This is a genomic window from Paraburkholderia sp. GV068, assembly GCF_003058125.1.
GTDB classification, from domain to species: domain Bacteria; phylum Pseudomonadota; class Gammaproteobacteria; order Burkholderiales; family Burkholderiaceae; genus Paraburkholderia; species Paraburkholderia graminis.
In genome coordinates, this window is sequence record NZ_QBUB01000004.1 from 71,458 (window position 1) to 89,206 (window position 17,749).

Annotated in this window: 16 protein-coding genes; 5 read left to right on the forward strand and 11 right to left on the reverse strand. The window is 61.8% G+C overall.

Annotated features, from left to right (window positions below; genetic code table 11):
- Positions 1–41 precede the first annotated feature (41 nt).
- Together C8K18_RS10340 and C8K18_RS10345 are read left to right on the forward strand one after the other, a co-directional pair.
- Positions 42–1,346 carry a flippase gene (locus C8K18_RS10340; protein WP_006046795.1) on the forward strand — a complete coding sequence of 435 codons (1,305 nt, stop codon included), beginning with the start codon at positions 42–44 and terminating at the stop codon, positions 1,344–1,346.
- Between the two features lie 35 nt (positions 1,347–1,381).
- Entirely contained in the window at positions 1,382–2,341 is a 960-nt protein-coding gene (locus tag C8K18_RS10345) for a glycosyltransferase family 2 protein (protein WP_029965750.1), read from the forward strand.
- Positions 2,342–2,431: 90 nt separating this feature from the next.
- On the opposite strand, the gene C8K18_RS10350 is transcribed toward C8K18_RS10345, so the two are convergent.
- The 4 genes from C8K18_RS10350 to C8K18_RS33660 all read right to left on the reverse strand — a co-directional run bounded on the left by C8K18_RS10350 (position 2,432) and on the right by C8K18_RS33660 (position 6,557).
- Complete coding sequence (locus C8K18_RS10350) at positions 2,432–3,499, reverse strand: hypothetical protein (protein WP_107707594.1); 1,068 nt, start codon at positions 3,497–3,499, stop codon at positions 2,432–2,434.
- 73 nt (positions 3,500–3,572) lie between these two features.
- A complete protein-coding gene (locus C8K18_RS10355) occupies positions 3,573–4,826 on the reverse strand; it encodes an LssY C-terminal domain-containing protein (RefSeq protein WP_107707406.1) in 1,254 nt (417 codons plus the stop codon).
- Positions 4,823–6,112, reverse strand: a complete 1,290-nt coding sequence (locus C8K18_RS10360) for an LssY C-terminal domain-containing protein (protein WP_107707595.1) — start codon at positions 6,110–6,112, stop codon at positions 4,823–4,825. Before C8K18_RS10360 ends, C8K18_RS10355 begins: the two co-directional genes overlap by 4 nt.
- Before the next feature lie 97 nt (positions 6,113–6,209).
- Positions 6,210–6,557, reverse strand: a complete 348-nt coding sequence (locus tag C8K18_RS33660) for a hypothetical protein (RefSeq protein ID WP_107707407.1) — start codon at positions 6,555–6,557, stop codon at positions 6,210–6,212.
- 554 nt (positions 6,558–7,111) lie between these two features.
- Here C8K18_RS33660 and C8K18_RS10370 point away from each other — a divergent pair.
- Positions 7,112–7,465, forward strand: a complete 354-nt coding sequence (locus tag C8K18_RS10370; RefSeq protein WP_107707408.1) for a BON domain-containing protein — start codon at positions 7,112–7,114, stop codon at positions 7,463–7,465.
- A gap of 38 nt (positions 7,466–7,503) precedes the next feature.
- On the opposite strand, the gene C8K18_RS10375 is transcribed toward C8K18_RS10370, so the two are convergent.
- The 3 genes from C8K18_RS10375 to C8K18_RS10385 form a co-directional block, all read right to left on the reverse strand.
- Positions 7,504–8,337 carry a class II glutamine amidotransferase gene (locus C8K18_RS10375; RefSeq protein WP_006046788.1) on the reverse strand — a complete coding sequence of 278 codons (834 nt, stop codon included), beginning with the start codon at positions 8,335–8,337 and terminating at the stop codon, positions 7,504–7,506.
- 139 nt (positions 8,338–8,476) lie between these two features.
- Positions 8,477–8,833, reverse strand: coding sequence for a DUF2964 family protein (locus C8K18_RS33665; RefSeq protein WP_232292200.1), 357 nt, complete (start codon positions 8,831–8,833; stop codon positions 8,477–8,479).
- Between the two features lie 29 nt (positions 8,834–8,862).
- Positions 8,863–9,882 (reverse strand): hypothetical protein, encoded by a 1,020-nt coding sequence (locus tag C8K18_RS10385; protein ID WP_107707409.1) that lies wholly within the window; start codon positions 9,880–9,882, stop codon positions 8,863–8,865.
- Between the two features lie 360 nt (positions 9,883–10,242).
- Between C8K18_RS10385 and C8K18_RS10390 the strand changes: the two genes are divergently transcribed.
- Together C8K18_RS10390 and C8K18_RS10395 are read left to right on the forward strand one after the other, a co-directional pair.
- Positions 10,243–11,670 (forward strand): DUF3300 domain-containing protein, encoded by a 1,428-nt coding sequence (locus C8K18_RS10390; protein WP_107707410.1) that lies wholly within the window; start codon positions 10,243–10,245, stop codon positions 11,668–11,670.
- A 12-nt stretch (positions 11,671–11,682) separates the two neighbouring features.
- On the forward strand, positions 11,683–12,606 hold the full coding sequence (locus tag C8K18_RS10395; protein WP_107707411.1) for a DUF2950 domain-containing protein: 924 nt from the start codon (positions 11,683–11,685) through the stop codon (positions 12,604–12,606).
- 173 nt (positions 12,607–12,779) lie between these two features.
- On the opposite strand, the gene C8K18_RS10400 is transcribed toward C8K18_RS10395, so the two are convergent.
- Genes C8K18_RS10400 through C8K18_RS10415 form a run of 4 tightly spaced genes read right to left on the reverse strand, consistent with a single transcriptional unit; the run spans position 12,780 to position 17,749 of the window.
- Positions 12,780–13,397, reverse strand: coding sequence for a membrane integrity-associated transporter subunit PqiC (locus C8K18_RS10400; protein ID WP_006046783.1), 618 nt, complete (start codon positions 13,395–13,397; stop codon positions 12,780–12,782).
- Positions 13,394–15,013 (reverse strand): intermembrane transport protein PqiB, encoded by a 1,620-nt coding sequence (locus C8K18_RS10405; protein ID WP_029965767.1) that lies wholly within the window; start codon positions 15,011–15,013, stop codon positions 13,394–13,396. Before C8K18_RS10405 ends, C8K18_RS10400 begins: the two co-directional genes overlap by 4 nt.
- Positions 14,988–16,277: a paraquat-inducible protein A gene (locus C8K18_RS10410; RefSeq protein WP_006046781.1), complete on the reverse strand. Its 1,290-nt coding sequence runs from the start codon at positions 16,275–16,277 to the stop codon at positions 14,988–14,990. Before C8K18_RS10410 ends, C8K18_RS10405 begins: the two co-directional genes overlap by 26 nt.
- Positions 16,274–17,749 carry an efflux transporter outer membrane subunit gene (locus tag C8K18_RS10415; protein WP_053859235.1) on the reverse strand — a complete coding sequence of 492 codons (1,476 nt, stop codon included), beginning with the start codon at positions 17,747–17,749 and terminating at the stop codon, positions 16,274–16,276. Before C8K18_RS10415 ends, C8K18_RS10410 begins: the two co-directional genes overlap by 4 nt.

Sequence of the window (17,749 nt, forward strand, 5' to 3'; positions counted from 1 at the left end):
TGACGCATGAGGAAAGCCACTATTGCACCAGGCGTATTTTTATGACGACTCCGATTCGCAACACGCTGTTCTATCTGATTCTGATTCAGGGCGGCAATTACATCGTACCGTTGCTGATGTTGCCGTACCTGGGTCATGTACTCGGTGCAAGAGAGTTCGGGGTGTTGGCCTATTGTCAGGCCGTCGCGCAATACATGGTGCTGCTGACCGACTATGGCTTCAACTTCACCGCAACGCGACTCGTATCGGTCAAGCGCGGCGACGCTCACGGGCTCGCCGAGGTCTATACGAGTACATCGGCCGCGCGGCTCGTACTCGTTGCAGCGGCGCTTCTTCTGATCGTAGCGGGCATTGCATTCGTGCCGGATCTGCGAGATCACGCCGATGTACTGGGCGCGCTATTTCTCGGCATCGTCGCCAACGCGGTTACGCCGGTATGGCTGTTTCAGGGTCTGGAACGTATGCGCGCGTTGGTGTTGCCGACGTTTGTTTCGCGGCTTCTCGGTCTCGCCTTCGTTTATCTTGCAGTGAAAGGACCGGGCGATGCCGCGCTTGCCGCATTGGGCGTCAGTCTCGGCAATGTACTGCTCGCCATTTGCGCGCTGTGGATTCTTCATCGCAACAGGCTGGTGAAACTCGTCGGCATATCCACGAGAAAGATTGTCGACGCGCTGAAAGACGGCTTTCCGTTGTTCCTCTCTTTTGTATTGATCAGCTTCTATGTGAACTTCAACTCGATTCTGCTGAACTACTTCCACGGACCGGAAGTGGTCGGTCAGTTCGCGATGGCGGACAAGATTCGCGTGGCCGCGCAGGCCATGTTCATGGTGATCAGTCAGGCTTTCTATCCGCGCATCAGTCAATACCACGCGACCGATCCGCAAGCCGCGCAGCGCCTGATGCGAATGGCGATGCTCGCCGTGTTCTCGACATCGATCAGCCTTTTTGTCGGCATCGAATTGCTCGCGGCGTGGGGTATCGAAACATGGGTTGGGCCGCAGTTTCATGCGTCCATTCCTCTCCTGAGACTCGAAGCCGTCTTGCCGCCCATCATCAGCGTCGCTGTCGTATTCGGCGATCTCGGGTTGCTCGCTCAAGGCCGGGCGCGTTCGCTCACGAATGTGTTTCTCGGCGCGACGGTTCTGCATCTTCTCTATGTGGTTCCGCTCACCCGCTACGGCGGCGCGAAAGGAACGATCGTCGCCGTGATCCTGACCGAGGTGGTCGGCGCGGTGGCCTTCATGTGGCTGTATTTCCGCGGCGTTGCACCTGCCTCGCGAGGCGCGGCGCTCATGCCGGTTGCATCCGGGGCGCGTCAGGAAGCACGCGGCGCGGATGCTGGTTGAGTTGCGGTTCTGCTATCAAACAATCGAGGTGCCTTATGCCCGCTTTTTCCATCATCGTGCCGGCCTACAACGTTGAGCACTATCTCGACGAAGCGCTCGCGAGCGTTGCGGCCCAGTCCTTCACGGACTTCGAGCTGATCCTTGTCGACGACGGCTCCACGGACGGCACCGCCGCGATTGCACAGCGCTATTGCGACAGCGACTCGCGCTTTCGCTACGTCTATCAGCCGAATCGCGGGCAATCCGCGGCACGCAATCTCGGCACTTCGCTGACCACGGGCACGTATGTGTACTACATGGACAGCGACGACCTGATCGACACCGACACGTTGAGCGTCTGCCACCGCGAATTCAGCAATCCCGAGATCGACGCGGTGATGTTCGAAGCCGCGGTATTCCCGAACGATGCGCCGATGTACAAGCAGGAAGTCAACGGCTACCGCCGGCCGCTCGGAAGCGCGACGTTGTGGTCGGAAGAGTTCGTCGTCGAATCGTTGCGGCAAGGGCGCTATTTTGTTTCGCCGTGCTGCTTTATCACGCGACGTTCGGCCATCGGCAATCTGCGTTTCATAGAAGGCATCGTGTATGAGGACAATCACTTCTTCGCTGCGTTGTTGCTACAGCAACGACTTAAGCTGGCAGTGCTGAACCAGGCGCTCTTTAAAAGAAGATTGCGCATGGATTCGACGATGTTCACGACGAAGACGCTGCACCACTACAACAGCATGTACCGGTTGCTTCACGAGGTGTCGGCGCTGTCTTTCATTGCGCTCGATCCACCGGAGCGCGCGCGCATCAAGCAGGAGATCATCGGCAAGACGCTCGGCGATCTGCATTTTGCAAGCGCGCTGGTCGGCCCCGATCTGAAGCTGCGCAGCATGAACGTGGCGGCGACATGGTATGTGGCCACGCATATCTCGCCGCGGCTTTTTTCGGCGAAGCGTCTGTTGCTCGCGCTCGTGCCGGAACTGTATCGGTTGAAGCCGGAAGTTTGAGTTGCTTTAAAGCTGAGTCGCTTTTAGAGCGCGGCGCCGCTACTTTGCTGCGCCGCGCGCTAATAGCGGTACTGCATAAAGGCACTGCCTTCACATTCCGGAAGTTGCCATATCCTCTTCCACGAAACGCAGAATCGCCTCTGTCAGTGCCTCGCGAGGGTAGGCATTTTGCGTGACGAACAACGATGCGATCGTCGTGTGCGTTCGAGAGACAGGCACGGCCAGTGCCCAATGATCCGCATTGACGTAACCCATCAAGACGCTGCCGGGCACGACCTGATCGTAGAAGATCACCTGGCTGTCGTTGCGGGCGTCGACTCGTGAGAGTTTTTCGTAGCTCGATTCGAGTATCGACGAAATGCGCTCCGGCTGCGGAAAGGTCACGAGCGAGTAGTAGCGCAGATCGCGCGGAAGCGGATGGTTGGCCATCCACGCCCTGCGCGTGACGGGCCGCAGGCTTTGCACAGCGCCGCCGTCTCCCGAGTGGCAAGCCGCGCCCGGAAAGTGCCGCAGCATGTCCGCCTGGTATTGCTCGGCGTCGTTGGCAAGCGGCGATCCGCCAACCGCCCCCGCCGCGCTGACGACAGCCGCCACGCGGCTGCGAATCTCCGGATACGCGACGACGGCCTCGAGAATATCGGCCGCGCCCTTCGAGTAGCCGATCAGCACCAGTTGCGCTGCGCCTTCGGACATCGGCATGGCCATCACGGCGTCGCGGATCTGGCGTGCATTGTTCGCCGAGCCCGACAGCCCGTCCACGTTCAGCATGATCCCGTCGTAACCGGATTGCCGCAGGTTTTGAACGACGGTGTTCGGAGGATTTAGCCACGGCCTGAAGCAGTCGTACCCGATGCCGGGCACCACTGCCGCGATGAGGTGGCGTGCCGATTGCCCGAGATCGACGGGCGCACCTGTACCGGCAGGCTCGGCGCCCACGCGTGTGAGTGCGTCTTCGCAGGGACGGTAGTCAGGCAGCGCTGAGCCGTGCGCTTCGAGCACCGCACAGTAAATCTCGCGAAAGCGGGCCCGCTTGTCTTGCACGCCGGCCTGCGATGCCGCCACGAGAGCGAGGGGCGGCGTCTCCGTCGAGTAGGGAATGAGCGGCTTCGTTGCGCATGCCGTTAGCGCAAGAATGACCGCTAGCGCCGCGCCGTGGATGCGGCGCTTGCTTGATACCCGTCGATGCAAAACGCGCCGGTGCACCGCGCCGCTTCGTTGCTGACGGACCGCCCTACTTGCCGGCATCGCCACCCTCCCGGTTCGTGGAGGACTCGCGCTGCTCGAGGTATGGCACCCACTGGAGCATTTCCACGTTCGCAAAACTGAGCGGACGAGTGGCGAAGAACATCACGGCGCGTAGTCCGTCGGTGTGATACGGCGCGCCGTTCAGCGTTGTCCGCGGGTGTGCCTGTGGCGATGGACCGACGCCGTACACAAAACCGAGCTTGTCGAGACCGCCCGAATACATCATGTCCTGAATAAGGAAGTTCCTGGCCTCGTCGACGTCATCATGAAGCGTGTCATCCGCCATATCGCGATGCGCGAAGCGGCCCCCGACAGGACGCCCGGCTTGCGCGACATACACCGGGTCGCCGTTAAAGCGAATGGGCGTGAGCCACGCGCGCAATGAAGTCGACAACGCACCCGCCTGGGCCTGCTTGCGCAGCACGACGTCGGGCGTGCGTCCGAATAGCCACTGCGAATAGTCGCTTTTCCGCATCTCCCGGCGATAGCTACGGCGCACCATCGCGGCGCCGATGTCTCCCAGTTTGCCGATCACGATCACATTCAAAGGATCGCCTTCGGTCTCGTCATTCTCGCTCGTCGCGCAGCGCGGCATCCGTTCGAGCGCGGCCCGCAGCGACGCGAGGTCGTGGTAGTCGGTCAAAGCCGCCTGCTGGTACTGGAATGGAGTGAGCGCGAAACGCGGGTCGGCGGCGTCGTCCGGTACGGGTAGAAACAGCGAGAAAGGAATCAGTGTTCTGCTTGCGAAAAGATCGATGTTAACGAGTTTGATCTGCCGGTCCGGGTTGGCGAATAGAAAGCCGCTGCGCGTTTCTCCAGCCGGGACAGGATTTTTGAATCCGAGCTTGTTCAGGTGGCTGTCGATGTCCGCGTTCGTCGCGCCGCCGAGAAGCGTGTGCATCGACCATGCGACTTCGAGTGGCGAAAAGTAGTCCGGGTCGGTTCCGGAGTGCAGCAACCATAATGCTTGCGGTGTATGGTTCTCGACTTCGATCCAGAGCGGCTGAATGTTGCTGCTGCCAATGTCGGCGCCGATCATGCGCCTGCTGTCGTCGGCGCCTAGAACGGCTACGCTGACGCGCGCGCCTTGCCTCGTGTCGCTCACCGCACGCTGACGCAGCGGCGCATCGTCGGGGCTGACGGGCGCGGTCCAGGTCGCACAGCCGCCACAAACGAATAGAAACACAACGCTGCCGGCAACGCGCGTCAACGCACGCCAAAGCGTTGACCATTCGTTCATTGATCTGCTCCCGCGGGCACGGCGTTGAACTTTGCAACCGACTCCCATGGAAAAAATTCGATACCCGAGAGCGAGGTGGGCTGCCGGTCGAATACGAGGACCTGGCGAAGGCCGTCGGTGTAGTACGGGTCGGTAGTCAGATTCTGGCCCGGTGCGTTTTGCGGGGCTGCGCCGACTCCTTTCACGAAGCCGATCTTCTGCAGGTTCTGCGAATAGGCCATGTCCTCGGTCAGCGCGGTACGTGCTTCGTCTACATCGGGATCGATCTTGTGCGTCGTCAGCGTGGGCGAGTGAAATGTCAGACGCACGCCGATATCCCGGCTGATCTGACCGACCCACACGGGCTTGCCACGGTAGCGCATCGGGCTGAGCCAGAGCCGCAAGTGATTGCGCTGGTGGATGGTGTCGCGCGCCTTCTGCAATGCGAGGTCCTGCGCCCGCCCGAACAGATAGAGATCGCTCACGGGTGCATTGACATAGCGCTCGCCGGAAAATGCGGACGTGACGGTCTTCATGATCGAGCCGGACCATTTCTGTTCGGTCGGACTCCAGCCTCGTCTAACGAGTGCGGGAAATGCGTCGTCGAGACCGCCCACGATGACGAGATTGAGCGGGTCGCCATTCTTCGCGCCGTCTTCGCTGGTTGCGCAGCACGGAAGCGATTCGAGCGCGGCGCGCAACGCGCTGTCGTCGGTGTAGTCCACCATCCTCCCCGGCGGATAGACCTCACGGCGAAACACCGCGCTAACGTGGTAATCCGCGTAAAAGCCGGGCACCACCATGAGGAAGGAAAATGTTTGCGCCCGACCGCTTGCGACAAGATCAAGCTGAATGAGCTTGGCGCCCTCGGAGAGATTGGTCAGGATATAACCGGACACAGTGTGGCCCGGCAACACGGGGTTACGGAAGGCGAGTGCGCGAAAGCGTCGCTCGATGTCATCGCCTGCCACCGACGATTTGCTGCCGGCGAATGCTTCGGCCGCTTCGGAGGCGGGAAAGAAGTTGGGGTCGAGGCCCGGCGACATCAGAAAGTAGCTGGACGTGTCGTCGTTTTGCACCTCGACCCATACGGGCTGAATGCCCTTTTTTGCGAGCGCTACGCCATAAACGCTCTCGCTCTCTTCGGCCGAAAGCACCGAGCCGGAAACACGGAGTCCTCGTTCACTACGCGTGACGGCGCGGCTTTGATAGTCGAGTCCGCCGGCGCCCGGCAACGTAATAGCGCAACCGCATAGCACGAAAGCAACGACAACTGCAGGCAGCAGTCGATTCACGATGTGATCCATCGCGTCACCCATTTGCCGCGACCCGGGGCGGCGTTCCCGTCAGTGAACCGGGGTGAATGCTTCTGGAGGCAGAGTCATTTGAGTACCTGTTCGCCGCCTAAAGGCAGCCTCCTACATCTCCCATCGCATTGCTGCCTCCCCCGCTACCTGCACGGAAGCCGACCGACGTTTTGCTATTACCCGTCCACGATGGCCGCACCACGGCGGCTGCGCCACCCGGAGGCTGCTGACCTGGCACATAGACATCCATGGCCTGGTCGTTCGCCACGATCACCTGCGATATGACCTGTTGTTGCGACCGGTCGGCCCAGTCCTTCGCGATGCATTGCGCGACGACAGGAGCAGACCGTTGGCTTTCTCCGACCGCTTGCGCGCCCGGCGGCATGGGTTGGTTTGCACAGGCTGACACAGCAACGGTCACGAGAAGAAGCGATAACGGTTTCATTTTTCACGTCCGGTTGAATGTTGCTTTTGAAAAGGCGCGTGGATCAACGCCGCGGTGGTCCTCGAGTTACTGCTGACGGGCCGGCTCCAGAGCATGGGCACTGGATACGGTTACCGTCGCGGCGGATTCAGAGGGTGGTGGCAACGCGACCTCGCTAGCCGCGATAGAGCCAACGGCAGACGGCGTCACGGCAGCGACGGCGGCAGGCGGTTCCGGTGTACGCGGAGCCGCTATAAGAAAGCCACTCGATGTCAAAAAGATTGCGAGTAACAGGACAAATTCCACGGCCACTCCAGTTCGATATCATTGCAGGCTCGCATGGCACCTGTGAGTACTTGGCAGCTCATCGGTCCATCCGCTCGCTCTTTACAAGCTTAACCAGCCGATATACCAGGCCAATAGGACCTTGGTCCTACACTTCGCGGGCCGGCTTTGAAAACCGGGCCGCGTGGCGCCTTTCAAGCTGCGTAGTTATTTGCAGAATGACATTTGATCGGCGCGCAACGTTGGCTATCTTTGATTCACGAACGTCGGAATCAACAGGAGAGGCAATCATGAAAACACCGCACGCCGTGAGTTGTTTTGTCTTCGCGGGATGTGTCGCGTTAATGCCAAACGTCCATGCGCAAACCGCCAACGCCATGCCGGTGGCGTCGAATCCCGGCGCAGGTTCAGGCAGTGCCACGCAGGCGGACAAGAAGCTGGCCCGCGACGTTCGCAAGGCGTTGTCCAGAGCGCCCAACTTCAACGTATCGAACGTATTCGTCAAGGCGCGTGGCGGTGTCGTGACATTATCCGGAAGCGTGCCGGACGGTCCTCAGATCGAGCAGGCAGCAGAGGTGGCGATGAGCGTGCCGGGTGTAACGTCGGTGAGCAACCATCTCTCGCTTTACACGAAAGGGTATTAACGCTTCGCCGCGGACAAGCGTGGCGCTTGCGACGATCCTCAAGCCGCTCGCGGCTCGAATGCAAACCGCTCGACCTCGCCGCCGCGCGCAACCACCGCCGTGCTCTCCGGAATCTCCTGCCACCAGCCCGGCAAATCGGCGAGCGGCTCCGACACGACCAGAAACGCGTCCTGCCCGGCCATCGCAATGCGCGGATCGTCGGGATACAACTCGTGCATTTGACGGAACGACGTATTGTGAAACAGCGTGCGGGACTGCCGTTCGCTCGAATAACGCACAGCGATAATCTGCTCGCCGTCGGTTGCACAGACGGTCATGTTCAGCGGCTCTTCAACGCCGTGGCGGCGGCCCGTTTCTTCGACGAACGCGACCATCCTCTCGAGCGCAGTGACAGGCGCGAGTTCCAGACCAAAGGTTAGCGCGAGGAAGAACAGCACTTCCGAGTCGGTCGAGCCCTCGATAGAAGCGAACAGTTCGGGCGCAATCGCGACCATCAGGTCGCGGCGCACGGCCGGATACTTGCGCACTACTCCGTTGTGCGCGAACAGCCAGCGGCCATGACGAAACGGATGACAGTTGGTCTCCTGTGACGGCGTGTCGGTCGCGGCCCGGATGTGCGCCATGAACATCGGCGCGTGGATTGCCCGCGCCGCTTCGCGCAGGTTGCGGTCGCTCCATGCCGGCTGAATGCAGCGGTAGCGAAACGGAATGTCGGTCGGATGGCCGTACCAGCCGATCCCGAAACCGTCGCCATTGGTGGTCGTGTGGCCGAGACGCGAATGAAGGCTTTGATCGATCAGCGAATGCTTCGCGTTGAAAAGCACCGTTTCAAGCTGAAGGGGATTGCCGGAATAAGCGAGCCAGCGGCACATGAGATGTCTCCGTGTATCGGATACGCGTTGATTCCGCCAGCCAGTTGCAGCGGAGCGCTATCCAGAACGTCATCAAGAAGGGAAAGAACACACCGCCCGCGCCACTCGGGTGAGAAGCTGGTCCGCAGCACGCACAGTGCTATCGCGAGACCGGCTTCTTTTTGCTGGAGAGGCCTGGAACGGATATCAGGTTGAGCGCAATCACCGCGATCGCGATACCCAGAAAAACCGCGAGTACGCCATAGCGGAATTCGGGTTGGCGGTCGTACAGCAAGCCAGTGATGGTCGCATAGAGACCAGCCAGCCAGATAGCGACGCCGACCAATGCGATCGCAACCCGTCTTTCCGATTTTTTCATCACGACCTCGGCAATCAGCGCTGGTTCTCTAAACATATTAGTGCGGCGGAGCCATGTTTTCCAGAACTGGTCGTATACGTGCCGAAGAAAACCAGCGCCGTTCAACGCGAGGGCCGTGCAGCGGTGGCAGGAAGACATGAGTCGCATTCTTCTCGCCGCCCGCTGCGTTAAAAACTCACAGCGAAGCCGATCGAAACGCCGTGCACGTTGTGCCCGAAAACATATCTTGCGATCAACCGTGTGCGGGTAATGACAACGGGATACCTGCTGCTATCGAGTTCAAGCCCCACACCCAATGACGTCAGGTCGTTGAATCCGAGCACGCCTGCGCTGTCCCCGAAATAGTGCGAATAAGCGGTTTCGAGCACGTAGCGCACGGGCCGGTCCAGTGCGTGCCAACCGGTCGGCGCGCGCCAGCGGCCCCACAGGCTGAACTGCTGCGCGGTCGCCGAACCCTGCACCGCCTCGGACGAGCCACCGAAACTGCGAAGGTAGATATCGGTCGCACGCAGTTCGACGTCGATTTCATAGTTCTCCCGATAGTGCTCGTAATCGAGCATGAGCGAGCCACCATAGCCGTATGCGTCGAGTGAGCCGTTGTCGAGAAACTGCAGATTGCTGTCCGTGACGCGATTGATAACCGTCTGCCCTACCCTCAGATCGCTCGAAACGCGCCCGATGGTGCCGTTCAGTATCGGCCGAAAAACCAGCTCGTCTGTGATGTGGAAGTCCCACCCGATGCCCGCCGTCGTGCTGAACGTGTTCCAGCGCGTCGGCAACGGCCGCTGTTGCGCGCCATCCGTGGCGACGAATGTCGGATCGTAGCGGCTATACGCCAGCGTGCCTTCCAGATACAAAGGAAATGACTTGCTGAGCGTGAAGCCACCGCCCAGTTGTGTCTGGCCGAAGCCGGGATTGCCAGTGGTGCCGCTATTGATCGAAAGCGAACTGGTGGTCACATCGGGTACTGTCGTGTAGCTCATGACGGCGAGTACCGCATCTGCGTGCCGTTTCACGTTACCGCCTACAACGGCGCGGCTCGACAGCGCATCCGGCGCGACCTGCGCGCGGGACTGCAAGGAGATCACAATCAGGACGATACCCGCGCACGTTATCGCCCTACTGTTCGCACGGTGGCGCCGCGCGCGCAACTGGTTTGAAGCCGACTTCATGGCTGTGCTGCGCATACGCACTCCAGTTCGTATCGGCACCTCTCGGGCCGGCGGTACATTTCAGACATCGTCATGAAAAATCCGCCAATCGCCCGTGAAGCCATTCAATGAATGAACGGCGACCGTGTCACGCTCTCGCAATTGCCCCGAGCGCCGCATCGATTAACGAAGCGTAGCGGCTCGCGGTGAATAAAACTTCGCGATCTGCCGCATGAAATCGGCAAATGATATCGGCATTAAGGTTCCAACATCCCGGGGATGTTCTAAGATTGTATTAAGCACTATTTCGTGTTCAGCATAGTATCTGCAATTCACCGTCGTTCACAACCGGCCCGATTATTTCGGACACCTTCTTACCATCCCGAAGGAGCGGCCATGTTCCTGTGGAATCAACGATGGAGCACGGCGCTATGCCGGTGGTCACTGGTCGCCCTGACCGTCGCCCTGACCGTCGCCATGACGACAGGTATCGCGCATGCGCAAAACGACGCTGCACCGCCAACGCCGCCCTTCAAGCCCGAAGAAATAGAGGCGCTGGTCGCGCCGATCGCTCTCTATCCGGACTCGGTGCTGTCGCAGGTGCTCATGGCCTCGACGTATCCGCTCGAGATCGTGCACGCAGCGCGCTGGGTCAAATCCAATCCGAAAGTCAAGGGCGACGCCGCCGTGAAAGCCGTCGAGAATCAGCCGTGGGATGTCAGCGTTAAATCGATGGTTGCCTTCCCGCAGATTCTCGAGCCGATGAACGACAAGCTCGACTGGACGCAGAAACTCGGCGACGCATTCCTGGCACAGCAGAAAGACGTACTCGATGCCGTTCAGAGACTCCGCGCCCGCGCCAAGGAATCGGGCAACCTGAAGTCGAACGAACAGCAGAACGTCGTGGTGGAGCAGGCGCCCGCCGGTGGGCAAACCATCGTCAAAATCGAGCCTTCGAACCCGCAGGTCATTTACGTACCCGCGTATAACCCGACTGTGGTCTACGGCTCGTGGAGCTACCCGACTTATCCGCCGACCTACTGGCCGCCCTACCCAGCCTACTACCCGGGCGGCGCGCTGATGACGGGCTTCGCATGGGGCGTCGGGCTGGCGGCCGCCGGTGCGATCTTCGGTAATTGCAACTGGGGAGGCGGCGACGTCAACATCAACGTCAACAAGGCCGCCAACATCGACCGCAACTTCGATCGCACCAAGGTCCAGGGCGGCGGACGCTGGCAGCACGACGGCAGCCATCGCCAGGGCGTCGCGTATCGCGACAATGCCACTCGCGACAAGTATTCGCGCAACGTCGGTGGGGCCGAGGGGCGTAACGACTTTCGCGGCCGCGACTCCGGCAACGGCGCACGTGCCAATACTGCCGACCGTGCGAACGCCGGCGATCGAGGCCGAACCGGCGACCGCACGAACGCGGGTAATCGCGATTCGGCAGCGGACAGATCGAATGCGGGTAATCGTGATTCGGTAGCCGACAGGTCGAATGCAGGCAATCGCGGAGGAACAGCGGACAGGTCGAACGCAGGCGATCGCGGCGGCGTCTCGAACCGCCCGAGTACCGGCGAAGTGTCCCGCGCCAGCGACCGCGCAGGCGGCACAGGCGGCGGCGTAGGCGCAGGCAGCGCAGGCGGTGCTGCCGGCGGAGGGCGCGACAATGCCTTCCAGGGCGTAGGCGCGGGCGGCGCAACTCAGCGCAGCGCCGATCGCGGGCGTTCCAGCATGCAAAGCTCGAACTTCAGCCGCCCGAGCGGCGGAGGCGGAGGCGGAGGTGGCATGCGCGCGGGCGGTGGACGCGGTGGAAGACGTTAGGGAGACCACAACATGTCATCGATGTCACGAATCCGGCGGCGCACCGCAAACAGCGCGTTGCGCATCTTCACGTTTGCATGTGCAATGGCTCTGGGCGGATTGCCCTCGGCGCATGCGGAGCAAGACTTTCGTTCTCCCGATGCCGCGATGAACGCATTGGGCGAAGCGGTCAGCCGCAACGAAGAGACGGCACTGCAATCCATTCTGGGTCAGAACTTCCGCACGCTCATTCCACCCGTCGGCGCCGAGATCCGCAGCCGCTTTCTCGATGAATGGGCTCAGTCGCATACAGTGCAGCAGATCGACGATCGACACGCGCGCATTGCGGTCGGCACCGACAACTGGACCTTTCCCATCCCACTCGTGAAGCGGACAACAGGATGGCAGTTCGACATGAAGGCGGGCGCCGAAGAAATGCGGGAACGCCGGATCGGCCGCAACGAGCTTGCCGTCATCCAGACGATGCTTGCTATCTATGACGCTCAGCATGACTACGCGCTCACGGACCACGATGGCGACGGCCTGCTTTCCTATGCGTCGAAGCTCGCGAGTTCGCCCGGAAAACAGGACGGCCTCTACTGGCCGACGCAGGCAAACACGCCGGCCAGCCCGTTGGGACCCGCGTTCATTCAGGCGCGCGCGCGTCAGTCAGCGGATGCCGGTTATCACGGCTACCAGTACAGGCTGCTGACCTCGCAAGGACCGCACGCACCAGGCGGCGCTTACGACTATCTCGCACATGGCAAGCTCTATGGCGGCTTTGCTGTCATCGCGTGGCCCGTGCGATACGGCGATACGGGTATCAAAAGCTTCATGGTCAGTCACGCGGGCCAGGTCTACGAGCGTGACCTGGGTCCGGACAGCGCGGCCAAGGCGAAGGCGATGACGTCGTTCGATCCCGGACCCGGCTGGGCAGAAGTGCAGCCACAGCGTTGATAATCAGCCGGACCTGGCGTTCGGCCGCCACAATCGTCAGGCCCCGCTCTGTCGAGCAAATTGCGCGATACGTCGCGTGACTGGCGCCGCCGCCCTGCAGAGTGGCGACGCATTGCCGGCTTCTGTTCGCCGCAACGCTCGTGAATGCACAGCACACCAGGCCGACGCATTTCCTATTGAGGCGCGCTCGTCTGAATGGCCGCGGCAATCTCGCGGCTCACGCCGCCGAGCGCCCGGTCGCTGGCCGACACCAGAGCCTCGTAACCCGGCGTGCTCATCTCCTCACGCACAAGCGACTTTCCGGCAAGGGGCACGGCTTTGCCGGGGGGCAGCACAGTCCACAGCGCCTCGATCGTGACCGATTCGCCCAGCATTGCATCGAAACGCATCACGTCCACCCGCACGCGCCACGTACGCGTTGCGTCCAGACCGGTATCGAATATCGACGCCCGTTGAGATCCAAGCAGCGTCGCCAGGTTGCCGGCGACCGCACGCGCGATGCCGCCCTTGAGCGGCTGCCCCCAGCGGGCAAACTCGTCGAGCGTCACCTGGTTACTACCGAGGCGCGTCACGATCTGCGGCCTGTCCAGTATGTCCGGCACGGTGACCGGACTCACCACCACGTTCACCGGCGTGGCCGGCGTAAGCGGCCCGAGCGTGCGGTCAGGGCCGAGCGTGTAGAAGCTCGCCGTAGCCGACCTGCCGCACGCGCCGAGCAGCGAGCCTGCGAGCACCGGCAGCACGATTAGTGCGGCTAACATCGCGACGATAAACAAAGGCCCGCGTCTCATGGCTGATCCTCCCGCTTGCCGCGCACCAGCGCCTCGGGGTGGCGCTCGAGGTAATCCGCGAGGGTGCGCACGGCGGCGGCCGTTTGCGCGAGCTGATTCATCGCGTCGCCGACATTCTGCTGCAACGCCGAGTCCGGCTGCAGCGCGCCGTTCGCGGAAGTCATGGTTCCCTGGGCTGCGGTCAACGCGTCTCTCGCTGACGGAACCACGTCCTTGTCGACATGCGTAAGCAGCGAATTCGCGCTTTGCAGGGTTGCTTGCGCGTTCTTGCCGATCGCTTCGAATGGAATGGTGTTCAGTTTCGCCACGAGCCGCGACATGGAATCCTGAAGCGACTGCAGCGTGTTGGGAACGGTCGGGTATTGCGGTGGATTTTTGTTCCAGTCTATTTTGCTCTTCGGGGCATCGGGGAAGAAGTCCACTGCGAGGTAACGCTGCCCGGTCAGCAGATTGCCGGTTCTCAATTGCAGGCGCAGGCCTTTGGAAACGAGGTAATCGGCGAAATCGCGCGTGTTCTTCACCACTGGGCCGCCGGTCGGTCCACTCTCATAACGGTTCGTGAAGCGTTCGGGATAGAAGGCGACCTCCACCACGATACTGAGCTTTCTCGCCTCGCGGTCGAACCGGGTATAGATGCCGCTCACCTCGCCGATCGTGATGCCGCGAAAATCGAGCGGCGCGCCGACCGTCAATCCACGCACCGAGTCGTCGAACTCGGCGACGAACCGGGTGACAATGCGGTCTTGCCGCTTCATGGCTTCGCCGAGGTTCTCGAACAGCGTGAACGATGCGCCGGCGGCGGCCGGCGGCTCGTTAAGCGAATGCTCGAGCGTGTCGAAAGCGACGCCGCCCACCAGGATCGACACGAGCGATTGCGTGTTGATCTTCACGCCGTTGGTGTCCAATGCAATGTCCACACCGCTCGCATGCCAGAAGCGCGTATCGGGTCTCACGAACTTGTCGTACGGTGCATTGACGAACACGTGCAAGGTCACGCTTCTGCCATCCGGATCGAGAGCGAAGGAGGTGATCTGTCCCACCTGCAACCTGCGGTAAAAGATTGGCGTGCCGGCATCCACCGAGCCCATGTCCTTGCTTTTGAGCACGAAAGCGCGCCCTGGAATATCGCTTGCGATGACGGGCGGCGTCTCGAGCCCGGTGAATTGCTGGCGCGCCTTGGGCGAACCTCCCGCATCCATTCCGACGAACGAACCGGAGAGCAGCGTCCCAAGGCCCGATACCGTGCCGCCGGAAATGCGCGGGCGCACGACCCAGAAACGCGTGTCGTCCACGAGCAGATCGGACGCGTCCTTCACGACCTCCGCGGTCGCGATCACATGCTTGTGGTCTCTCGACAAACTGACTTCCTTGACGACGCCGATATCGACGTCGCGGTATTTGATCCTGGTCTTGCCCGCCTCCAGCCCTTCGCCAGTGATGAATGTGATGGCAATCTTCGGCCCCTCGTCGAGAACCGCCTTCACGGCCAGCCATCCGCCGATCAGCACGGCGACGATCGGCACGAGCCATACGACTTGCAGCCGCCAGCGTGCGCGCGGCGCAGCCACGGCCTCCGGAAGATCCGGCAGCTCAGGTGTGTTTCCGGATTCCGGCATGATCTTGCGTGGCCTCGTCCCAGATCAGACGCGGGTCTAACGACATGGCGGCGAACATGGTCAGTACGACGACCGCGCCGAACGCGACGGCGGCCGGTCCTGCCTGGATCGTGGCCAGCGCCTTGAACTGGACAAGAGCGACCAGCATGGTGATGACGTAGATATCGAGCATCGACCACCGTCCGACCAGTTCGACCACCCGATAGATGCGCGCGCGCTGTTCGGGATTCCAGCGCGAATGAAACTGTATCGAGAGTGAGAGAAACGCGATCGCCAGTATCTTCAGCATCGGCACCGCGATGCTCGCGATGAACACCACGAGCGCGAGCAACCACGAGCCCGATGTCCAGAGATAAACGACGCCGCTCATGATGGTGTCTTTCGCGGCCCCGAAAAGCGAACTCGTGTACATGACCGGCAGCACGTTGGCGGGAACGTACAGCACCATTGCGGCGAATAGAAACGCCCAGGTGCGCGCGAGGCTGTCCTGCTTGCGACGATGCACCGAGGCTCCGCAGCGCGGACACGACAGCTCGTGCGCATGGGCGGGCGCCCTCGCAAGCAGGCCGCAGTCGTGACATTGCACCAGCCCGCACTCGGCCGCGCTCAGCCAGCCGCGCAGCACGGAACGCTCGCCGGACGCGTTGCTGCCGCCCTGCTCCAGCGCACCGATGTGCAGCCACAGGCTGCGTGGATCGAAGGCCGCGCCCACCGCGGCAAGCGTCAGCGTGAGCGCGCCGAACGACCACAGGCCGATGCCCGGAACGACGCTGGCAATGTGGGAAAGCTTGACGAGCGCGACCAGCAGTCCAAGGATCAGCACCTCGATCATGCCCCACGGCTGAACCAGACGGGACAGCCGGAACACGACGCCGGCGGCCCACGGCACGCGATTCAAACGCAACGGCACGAGCAACCACAGCACCGTCGCAATGTGCAGGATGGGCGTGAGAATGGTGGTGGCGAAAACGAGCCCGGCGATCGGCCACATTCCGTCCCTGTACAGCACGCGGACCGAGCCGATCAGCGTGGTGTTGACCAGCGTGCCGTTCACCGAGAGCCCCACGATCGGAAACGAGTTGGCGATCACGAGCAAAACGGTCGCGCCTAACGAGAGCGCGAACGCGCGGCCGAGCCAGTCAGCCCGATTGCGGTAAAGCTCGCCATGACAGCGCCGGCACCGGAGCACGCCGCCTTCGGGAACACCTGCATCCCGTTGCAGCAGGTCGCATTCGTGACAGGCGAGAAGAGTGGCGCGCGTCATCGTTGGGCCTCGGCTGTCGGCGCGCCCGCTATCGGCTGCTGGACGGCGGGCGGCTGCGTCAGTTCCTGTGCCTTGATAACCCAGCCGCCGCCCATTGCCTTGTACAGATTCACGAACGACGTCAACTGGACGCCCTGCGTCTGCGTGTAGCTCAACTGCGCGTTGAAGAGACTTCGCTCGGCGTCGAGCACCTCGATGTAACTCGTATATCCGCCTTCGTAGCGCAGCCGCGCGAGGTGTGCGTACATGGCGAGCGCGTTCACCTGGTCGCCCTGCACGCTCAGTTGTTCGCCCGACTTTTGCAGGTTGATGAGCGCATCGGAGACTTCCTGGAACGCGACCTGAATCGCCTTTCGGTAGGCGAAAAGCGCTTCCTGTTGCCGTGCCTCCGCCTGATGCACTTGCCCTTCGATATTGCCGGCCGTGAAGATCGGCAACGACACCGCACCGGCGAACGACCATATGCGCGCGGGTCCGGAAAACAGGCTGGCGAAGTCGGTGCTGAGCGAGCCGAACAGCCCGGTCAGCGAGATCGACGGGAAATACAGCGCACGCGCTGCGCCGATCAGCGCATTTTGTGCGACCAGATTCTGCTCGGCCTGCAGCAGATCGGGGCGGCGTTCGAGCAGATCGGACGGCAGACCGGACGGGATTGTCGGCGCGGCCAGCGCATCGAGATCGTGGCCGCGCACGATCGGTTCGGGATTGCGCCCGAGCAGCACGGCGAGCGCATCCTCCTGCACTGCAATCTGCGCTTCGAGTTGCGGAAGCGTCGCGCGGGCCGCCTGATATTCGGACTGGCTCTGCGCCAGTTCCAGTTGCGATACCTCGCCGCCCTTGAAGCGCAGCGTGAATACGTTGACCGAGTCGGCGCGACTCTGCACGGTCGCTTTGGCAATGTCCAACTGTTTGTCGAGGCTGCGCAGATTGATGTAGGACGAAGCGACGGAAGCCACGAGAGAAAGAATCGTCCCGCGGCGGCCCTCTTCGCTGGCGAGCAGATTCGCGCGCGCGGCTTCGCTTTGACGCCTGATTTTGCCGAACAGATCGATTTCCCACGACGCCGACACGCTCGCATCGACCTGGTTATAGACGGCGCCGACACCGGCCGGCAGCGGCACCGCGCCGCTCTGCGACGCGCGCTGGCGCGACGCATCGAAGTTGGCTCCCACTTGCGGAAAGAGTCCGGAGCGAGTCGTCACGAACTGACCGCGAAATTCTTCGACGCGCGCAGCGGCGATCTTGACGTCGAGGTTATCGGCGAGCGCCGCGGCGATCAGTTCGTTCAGAACGGGGTCCTGAAACTGCTCCCACCAGACGGTGTTCGCGGTCTCGGCGGTTTGTTCCATGCTGAAGCGGAACGTGGCCGGCACCTCGGTTTTTGGCCGCTCGTAGTTCGGCCCGAGCAGACAGCCGTAGAGGCTGGTCAGCACAAGAACCGCGAGCAGGCGCTCGAATGCCGGTCCACGCAT

Coding starts and splice junctions, on each gene's coding strand:
- C8K18_RS10340 (WP_006046795.1), top strand. CDS start 42: ATGACGACTCCGATTCGCAACACGCTGTTCTATCTGATTCTGATTCAG.
- C8K18_RS10345 (WP_029965750.1), top strand. CDS start 1,382: ATGCCCGCTTTTTCCATCATCGTGCCGGCCTACAACGTTGAGCACTAT.
- C8K18_RS10355 (WP_107707406.1), bottom strand. CDS start 4,826: ATGAACGAATGGTCAACGCTTTGGCGTGCGTTGACGCGCGTTGCCGGC.
- C8K18_RS10360 (WP_107707595.1), bottom strand. CDS start 6,112: ATGGATCACATCGTGAATCGACTGCTGCCTGCAGTTGTCGTTGCTTTC.
- C8K18_RS33660 (WP_107707407.1), bottom strand. CDS start 6,557: ATGAAACCGTTATCGCTTCTTCTCGTGACCGTTGCTGTGTCAGCCTGT.
- C8K18_RS10370 (WP_107707408.1), top strand. CDS start 7,112: ATGAAAACACCGCACGCCGTGAGTTGTTTTGTCTTCGCGGGATGTGTC.
- C8K18_RS10375 (WP_006046788.1), bottom strand. CDS start 8,337: ATGTGCCGCTGGCTCGCTTATTCCGGCAATCCCCTTCAGCTTGAAACG.
- C8K18_RS33665 (WP_232292200.1), bottom strand. CDS start 8,833: ATGTCTTCCTGCCACCGCTGCACGGCCCTCGCGTTGAACGGCGCTGGT.
- C8K18_RS10385 (WP_107707409.1), bottom strand. CDS start 9,882: ATGCGCAGCACAGCCATGAAGTCGGCTTCAAACCAGTTGCGCGCGCGG.
- C8K18_RS10390 (WP_107707410.1), top strand. CDS start 10,243: ATGTTCCTGTGGAATCAACGATGGAGCACGGCGCTATGCCGGTGGTCA.
- C8K18_RS10395 (WP_107707411.1), top strand. CDS start 11,683: ATGTCATCGATGTCACGAATCCGGCGGCGCACCGCAAACAGCGCGTTG.
- C8K18_RS10400 (WP_006046783.1), bottom strand. CDS start 13,397: ATGAGACGCGGGCCTTTGTTTATCGTCGCGATGTTAGCCGCACTAATC.
- C8K18_RS10405 (WP_029965767.1), bottom strand. CDS start 15,013: ATGCCGGAATCCGGAAACACACCTGAGCTGCCGGATCTTCCGGAGGCC.
- C8K18_RS10410 (WP_006046781.1), bottom strand. CDS start 16,277: ATGACGCGCGCCACTCTTCTCGCCTGTCACGAATGCGACCTGCTGCAA.
- C8K18_RS10415 (WP_053859235.1), bottom strand. CDS start 17,749: ATGCGTGGACCGGCATTCGAGCGCCTGCTCGCGGTTCTTGTGCTGACC.